This window comes from Kitasatospora sp. NPDC059803 (assembly GCF_042732255.1).
In the GTDB taxonomy this organism is placed as follows: domain Bacteria; phylum Actinomycetota; class Actinomycetes; order Streptomycetales; family Streptomycetaceae; genus Kitasatospora.
This window is the reverse complement of record NZ_JBHWIJ010000061.1, coordinates 21,865-28,798: the sequence shown is the minus strand read 5'-3', so window position 1 is coordinate 28,798 and position 6,934 is coordinate 21,865. Positions and strand designations below refer to the sequence as shown.

General features: G+C 73.5%; 7 protein-coding genes. 5 read left to right on the top strand and 2 right to left on the bottom strand.

The annotated features are described in order from the left end of the window. Window positions 1-168 precede the first annotated feature (168 nt). Together ACFV6I_RS13220 and ACFV6I_RS13215 are read right to left on the bottom strand one after the other, a co-directional pair. Entirely contained in the window at window positions 169-543 is a 375-nt protein-coding gene (locus ACFV6I_RS13220) for an RNA-binding S4 domain-containing protein (RefSeq protein WP_063346848.1), read from the bottom strand. A 76-nt stretch (window positions 544-619) separates the two neighbouring features. After that, on the bottom strand, window positions 620-1,045 hold the full coding sequence (locus ACFV6I_RS13215) for a VOC family protein (RefSeq protein WP_063346847.1): 426 nt from the start codon (window positions 1,043-1,045) through the stop codon (window positions 620-622). Window positions 1,046-1,127: 82 nt separating this feature from the next. Here ACFV6I_RS13215 and ACFV6I_RS13210 point away from each other — a divergent pair, with 82 nt between their 5' ends. From ACFV6I_RS13210 to ACFV6I_RS13190, 5 genes are all read left to right on the top strand, one after another. Then, window positions 1,128-2,330, top strand: a complete 1,203-nt coding sequence (locus ACFV6I_RS13210; protein ID WP_380425072.1) for a methyltransferase — start codon at window positions 1,128-1,130, stop codon at window positions 2,328-2,330. Between the two features lie 162 nt (window positions 2,331-2,492). Next, window positions 2,493-3,521 carry an N-acetyl-gamma-glutamyl-phosphate reductase gene (gene argC, locus ACFV6I_RS13205; protein ID WP_380425069.1) on the top strand — a complete coding sequence of 343 codons (1,029 nt, stop codon included), beginning with the start codon at window positions 2,493-2,495 and terminating at the stop codon, window positions 3,519-3,521. Window positions 3,522-3,535: 14 nt separating this feature from the next. After that, a complete protein-coding gene (argJ, locus tag ACFV6I_RS13200; protein WP_380378655.1) occupies window positions 3,536-4,690 on the top strand; it encodes a bifunctional glutamate N-acetyltransferase/amino-acid acetyltransferase ArgJ in 1,155 nt (384 codons plus the stop codon). A gap of 143 nt (window positions 4,691-4,833) precedes the next feature. After that, entirely contained in the window at window positions 4,834-5,709 is an 876-nt protein-coding gene (argB, locus tag ACFV6I_RS13195) for an acetylglutamate kinase (protein WP_063350977.1), read from the top strand. Continuing rightward, entirely contained in the window at window positions 5,706-6,911 is a 1,206-nt protein-coding gene (locus tag ACFV6I_RS13190) for an acetylornithine transaminase (RefSeq protein WP_380425067.1), read from the top strand. Before argB ends, ACFV6I_RS13190 begins: the two co-directional genes overlap by 4 nt. The last annotated feature ends 23 nt before the right edge of the window (window positions 6,912-6,934 follow it).

Genomic DNA, 6,934 nt, shown 5'->3' with positions numbered 1-6,934 from the left:
GCGGCGGGCGGGCGCGCGCGGGGGGGGGGGGGGGTGCGCCCCGCCCCGGGCGCGCGCCGGCGCCCCCCCCCCTCGACCGGACGGTGGGCAACCTGGAGGCCTTCCTCGCCAAGGTGCTCGCCGACACCGCGCGATGACGGGACGCGCCGACACCGCGCGCTGAGGGGATCAGTGCCCGCGCAGCTGGTCGAGGTCGCGCCGCTCCCGCTTGGTCGGGCGACCGGCGCCCCGGTCCCGCTCGCCGGCCGTCGCGACGAGTTCGCGCGGCGGCCGCGGCGGGCTGTTGTCGATCAGGCAGTCCGCCGCCACCGTCGCGCCGACTCGCTTGCGGATGAGCTTCTGCACCACGACGACCCGCTCGTAGCCCTCCTCGCGGACCCGGACCTCGTCCCCGGGGCGCAGCGCCTGGGCCGGCTTGACCCGCTCGCCGTTCACCCGCACGTGTCCGGCCCGGCAGGCGGCGGCGGCCAGCGCCCGCGTCTTGGTGAGCCGGACCGACCAGATCCAGCTGTCCACCCGCACGCTTCCCTCGTGTTCAGCCATCCCTGGAGCCTACCCAAGCCGCCCGAGCCCGAGCCCGAGCCTGAGCCCGAGCCCGAGCCCGAGCCCGCGGCGCCTGCTACGCCGCCTCCGGCACCATCCGGGCCGCCTGCGGAGCCTCCTGGACCGCCCAGCCGTTGCCGTCCGGGTCGTTGAAGAACACGAAGGAGTTCCACGCCTCGCCGTGCCCGTCCACCCGGCTGCCCGCCTCGAAGTGCTGGACCGGGCTGACCTCGACGCCGCGGGCCGCGAGTTCGGCGTGCGCCTTGTCGATGTTCGGTACCACCAGCTGCAGTCCCTTCACGGATCCGGGCGGCGCCCCGATGACCCCGGTGCCCACCACGATGGAGCACGTGGAGCCCGGGGGAGTCAGCTGGACGACCCGGACCCCGTCGCGCAACCGGGTGTCGTGGTCGACCGTGAAGCCGACCAGCTCCTCGTAGAACAGCTTTGCGCGGTCCACGTCCGACACCGGGACCACCACGACTTCGAGCTTCCAGTCCATCGCCCTCACCCCTCTCGGCCGGGCTCTTCCAGTATCCGTCGAAACGGTTCCCCGTCGGGCCGTCGGATAGCCTGAGAACACGATGAATCCCGAGATCACGCCCGCCGCGGCGACCCTGTTCAGCACGCCGTGGGGCGCCTTCGACCTCACCCGCTTCCCCGAGGACCCGCGTGAGCGGCTGCGAGCCTGGGACGCGGCCGACGAGTACCTGCTGCGCCACCTCGCGGGCGAGGCGGACAGCGCCGCCGACACCCCGACCGACCTGGCCGGCCGCCGGATCGTCGTCCTGGGCGACCGCTGGGGCGCGTTGACCACCGCGCTGGCCGCCTACGAGCCGGTGCAGATCGTCGACTCCCACCTCGGCCGGCAGGCCACCCTGGCCAACCTGGTGCGGGCCGGCGCCACCGTCGACCCGGCCCGGCTAATGACCACCCGGGACGCCCCGCCGGAGCGGATCGACGTCCTGCTGGTGCGCGTGCCCAAGAGCCTGGCCCTGCTGGAGGACCAGCTGCACCGGCTGGCCCCCGCCGTCCACCCGGGCACGGTGGTGGTCGGCGCCGGCATGGTCGCCGAGATCCACACCTCCACGCTCCAGCTCTTCGAGCGGATCCTCGGCCCGACCCGCACCTCGCTCGCCGCCCGCAAGGCCCGGCTGATCTTCTGCACCCCGGATCCGGCGCTGGATCCCGGCCCCAGCCCGTGGCCGCACCGCTACGCGCTGCCGCCGGACGTCGGAGCGGTGTCCGGGCGCACGGTGGTCAACCACGCCGGCACGTTCTGCGCCGAGCGCCTCGACATCGGCACCCGCTTCTTCCTCGGCCACCTGCCGACCCCGGCGCCCGGGGCCCGGGTGGTCGACCTGGGCTGCGGCAACGGCGTGGTCGGCACGGCCGCCGCGCTGGCCGGGCCGGGTGCGGAGCTGGTGTTCGTCGACGAGTCCCATCAGGCGGTGGCCTCGGCGGAGGAGACCTTCCGCGCCAATCTGGGCCCGGACGCCCGGGCGGAGTTCCTGACGGCCGACGCGCTGGCGCCGGAGGTGGCGCCCGCGGGCTCGGTGGACCTCGTCCTGAACAATCCGCCGTTCCACTCGCACCAGGCCACCACGGACGCCACCGCCTGGCGGATGTTCACCGGTGCCCGGCGGGCGCTGCGGCCGGGCGGGGAGCTGTGGGTGGTCGGCAACCGCCATCTTGGTTACCACGTCAAGCTGCGGCGTCTCTTCGGGAACTGCCAGCTGGTGGCGGGCAACCCCAAGTTCGTGGTGCTGCGCGCGGTCAAGCGGTAGTCCGGCGTCCGCCCGGTCGGGGGAGGGTCGGTCGCGGGCCGGTGGCGGCCCGGCCGGGCGGACGCACGGCGGTTTTCGGGCGTTCTCCGGGGTCCTGACCGCAGCTCCTTGCATGAATGTTCCGTGCTGCGTATATTCATGCCACAACAAAGGAGGAACGCCATGGCATTGCGAGTCGCCGTCGCCGGCGCGAGCGGATACGCGGGCGGCGAGGTGCTGCGTCTGCTGCTCGGCCACCCGGAGGTGGAGATCGGGGCGCTGACCGGCGGCTCGAACGCGGGCACCCGGCTGGGCGCGCTCCAGCCGCACCTGATCCCGCTCGCCGACCGCGTCCTCGAACCCACCACCCCCGAGGTGCTGGCCGGCCACGACGTGGTCTTCCTGGCGCTGCCGCACGGCCAGTCCGCCGCCGTCGCCGAGGCGCTCGGCGACAACGTCCTGGTGGTCGACTGCGGCGCCGACTTCCGGCTCCGCGCCGCCACCGACTGGGAGCAGTTCTACGGCTCCGCGCACGCCGGCACCTGGCCCTACGGCCTGCCCGAACTCCCCGGCCACCGGGCCGCGTTGAAGGGCAGCAACCGGATCGCCGTGCCCGGCTGCTACCCGACGGCCGTGTCCCTGGCGCTGTTCCCGGCATACGCGGCCGGGCTCGCCGAGCCGGAGGCCGTCGTGGTCGCCGCCTCCGGCACCTCCGGTGCGGGCAAGGCCGCCAAGACCCACCTGCTGGGCAGCGAGGTCATGGGCAACGTCAGCCCGTACGGCGTCGGCGGCGTGCACCGGCACACCCCGGAGATGGTGCAGAACCTCACCCCGGTCGCGGGCGAGCCCGTCACCGTCTCCTTCACGCCGACCCTCGTCCCGCTGCCGCGCGGCATCCTCGCCACCTGCTCCGCCAAGGCGCGGCCCGGCGTGACTGCCGAGAGCCTGCGCGCCGCCTACGCCGAGGCGTTCGCGGACGAGCCGTTCGTCCACCTGCTGCCCGAGGGGCAGTGGCCGCAGACCAGCAGCGTCTACGGCGCCAACACCGCCCTCGTCCAGGTCGCGCTGGACGCCACCGCCGGGCGGATCATCGCGATCAGCGCGATCGACAACCTCGTGAAGGGCACCGCGGGCGGCGCGGTGCAGAGCATGAACATCGCCCTGGGCCTGCCCGAGGAGCTGGGCCTTCCCGTGAACGGAGTCGCACCGTGAGCAACAGTACGAACGTGGGCGTGACGGCCGCCAAGGGCTTCCGGGCCGCCGGCGTGACCGCCGGCATCAAGGCCTCCGGCACCCCGGACCTCGCCCTGGTGGTCAACGACGGCCCCGCGCTCGCCGCCGCCGGCGTCTTCACCGCCAACCGGGTCAAGGCCGCGCCGGTCGTCTGGTCCGAGCAGGTCCTCAAGGGCGGCCAGGTGTCCGCCGTGGTCCTCAACTCCGGCGGCGCCAACGCCTGCACCGGCCCGCTCGGCTTCCAGGACACCCACACCACCGCGGAGAAGGTCGCCGAGGAGCTGGAGCTCAACGCCGGCGAGGTCGCCGTCGCCTCCACCGGCCTGATCGGCGAGCGTCTCCCGATGGACGTCCTGCTGCCCGGCGTCGCGCTGGCCGCCCGGGAGCTGAGCGCGACCGGCGGCGAGGCCGCCGCGATCGCCATCAAGACCACCGACACCGTGCACAAGACCGCCCAGGTCACCAGCCCGGCGGGCTGGACGGTCGGCGGCATGGCCAAGGGCGCGGGCATGCTCGCCCCGAGCCTGGCCACCATGCTGGTCGTGATCACCACCGACGCCGACCTGGACTCCGCCGCCCTGGACACCGCGCTGCGCGGCGCCACCCGCACCACCTTCGACCGGATCGACTCCGACGGCTGCATGTCCACCAACGACACCGTGCTGCTGCTGGCCTCGGCCGCCTCCGGCGTCGTCCCGGACGAGGCCGAGTTTGCCGAGGCGGTCCGCACCGTCAGCGCCGACCTGGCCCGCCAGCTGATCGCCGACGCCGAGGGCGCCAGCAAGGACATCCGGATCGACGTCACCGGCGCCGCCACCGAGCAGGAGGCCGTCGACGTCGCCCGGACGATCAGCCGAAACAACCTGCTCAAGTGCGCGATCCACGGCGAGGACCCCAACTGGGGCCGGGTGCTGGCCGCGATCGGCACCACCGACGCCGCCTTCGAGCCGGACCGGCTGGACGTGGCCATCAACGGCGTCTGGGTCTGCAAGGACGGCAGCGTCGGCGAGGACCGCACCCTGGTGGACATGGCCGGCCGCGAGGTCGTCATCACCGCGAACCTCAACGCCGGTACGGCGAGCGCCTCGTTGTGGACCAACGACCTCACCGCCGACTACGTCCACGAGAACAGCGCCTACTCGACCTGATGCCCGACAGGTGACGCGCGCCACCGATGCGCGACACCTGATCCGCGACACCCGATGCGCGACACCCGTTCGGACGAGGGACACCCGTGAAGATCGCACCCAAGGGCGAACAGGCCCGCAACAACACCGCGTTGCCCAAGGCGATGACGCTGATCGAGGCGCTGCCGTGGCTGGAGCGCTTCCACGGCAAGACCGTCGTGATCAAGTTCGGCGGCAACGCCATGGTGGACGAGAGCCTCAAGTCGGCCTTCGCCCAGGACGTCGTCTTCCTGCGCTACGCCGGCCTGCACCCCGTCGTGGTGCACGGCGGCGGCCCGCAGATCAGCGCCCAGCTGGAGCGGCTCGGCCTGGAGTCCAGCTTCACCAACGGCCTGCGGGTCACCACCCCCGAGACCATGGACGTGGTCCGGATGGTGCTGGCCGGCCAGGTGCAGCGCGAACTGGTCGGCCTGCTCAACGAGCACGGCCCGTTCGCCGTCGGCATGACCGGCGAGGACGCGCACACCATGACGGCGGTCAAGCGGTACGCGGTGGTGGACGGCGAGCAGGTCGACATCGGCCTGGTCGGCGACATCGTCAACATCGAGGCCGGCGCCGTGAAGGCGCTGATCGCCGACGGCCGGATCCCGGTCATCTCCTCGATCGCGCGCGGCGCCGACGGCCACGTCTACAACATCAACGCCGACACCGCCGCGGCCGCCCTGGCGGTCTCGCTGGGCGCCGAGATGCTGGTGGTCCTGACCGACGTCGAGGGCCTCTACGCGGACTGGCCGAACTCCGACGACGTGATCAGCCAGCTCGCCGCGAGCGAGCTGGAGGAGCTGCTGCCGAGCCTGGCCAGCGGCATGCTCCCCAAGATGGAGGGCTGCCTGCGCGCCGTCCGCTCCGGGGTGGGCACCGCCCGCGTCCTGGATGGCCGGGTGCAGCACAGCCTGCTGCTGGAGATCTTCACCGACGAGGGCATCGGCACGATGGTCGTGCCGGACGACGAACAGACCGTGACCGGGGGACTGGCATGACCGCGAACGAGCAACTGACCGGCCGGTGGCAGCACGCCTTCACCGACAACTACGGCACCCCGCGGATCGCGCTGGTGCGCGGTGCGGGCGCCAAGCTCTGGGACGCCGACGGCAAGGAGTACACCGACCTGCTCGGCGGCATCGCCGTCAACGCCCTCGGCACCGCCCACCCGGCGGTCGTCGAGGCGGTCAGCCGGCAGATCGCCACCCTGGGCCACGTCTCCAACCTCTTCATGGCTGAGCCGACCATCGCCCTCGCCGAGCGGCTGCTGCGGCTGGACGGCCGGCAGGGCGGCCGGGTGTTCTTCTGCAACTCCGGCGCCGAGGCCAACGAGGCCGCGTTCAAGATCAGCCGCCGGACCGGCCGCACCCACCTGGTCGCCCTCCAGGGCGCCTTCCACGGCCGGACGATGGGCGCCCTCGCGCTCACCGGCCAGCCGACCAAGCAGGAGCCGTTCCGCCCGCTGCCCGGCGACGTCACGCACGTCCCGTTCGGCGACGTCGAGGCGCTGCGCGCGGCCGTCACCACCGAGACCGCGGCGGTCTTCCTGGAGCCGATCCAGGGCGAGAACGGCGCCATCCCGCTGCCCGAGGGCTACCTGAGGGCGGCCCGCGAGATCACCCGGGCGACGGGCACCCTGCTGATCCTGGACGAGATCCAGACCGGCGTCGGCCGCACCGGGTACTGGTACGCCCACCAGGCCGTCGAGGGCGTCGAGCCGGACGTCGTCACCCTCGCCAAGGCGCTCGGCGGCGGGCTGCCGATGGGCGCGGTGCTGGCCTTCGGCGAGGCCGCCGAACTGCTCACCCCGGGCCAGCACGGCACCACCTTCGGCGGCAACCCGGTGGCCGCGGCAGCCGGGCTCGCGGTGCTGGACACCATCGAGTCCGAGGGCCTGCTGGAGCACGTCCGCAAGCTTGGCGAGCGGCTGCGCCAGGGCGTCGAGGCGATCGGCGACCCGCTGGTCTCGCACGTGCGCGGCGCCGGACTGCTGCTCGGCATCGTGCTCACCGAGCCGGTGTCGGTACAGGTGCAGGCCGCCGCGCAGGAGGCGGGCTTCCTGGTCAACGCGGCCGTCCCGGACGCCGTCCGGCTGGCCCCGCCGCTGGTGCTGACCGAGCAGGAGGCGGACGCCTTCCTCGCCGCTCTGCCGGGCGTCCTGCGGGCGGTGCGCGAGGGCGCCCCGGCCGATGCGAGCTGACCGTTGTCCGGGAGAATAACCAC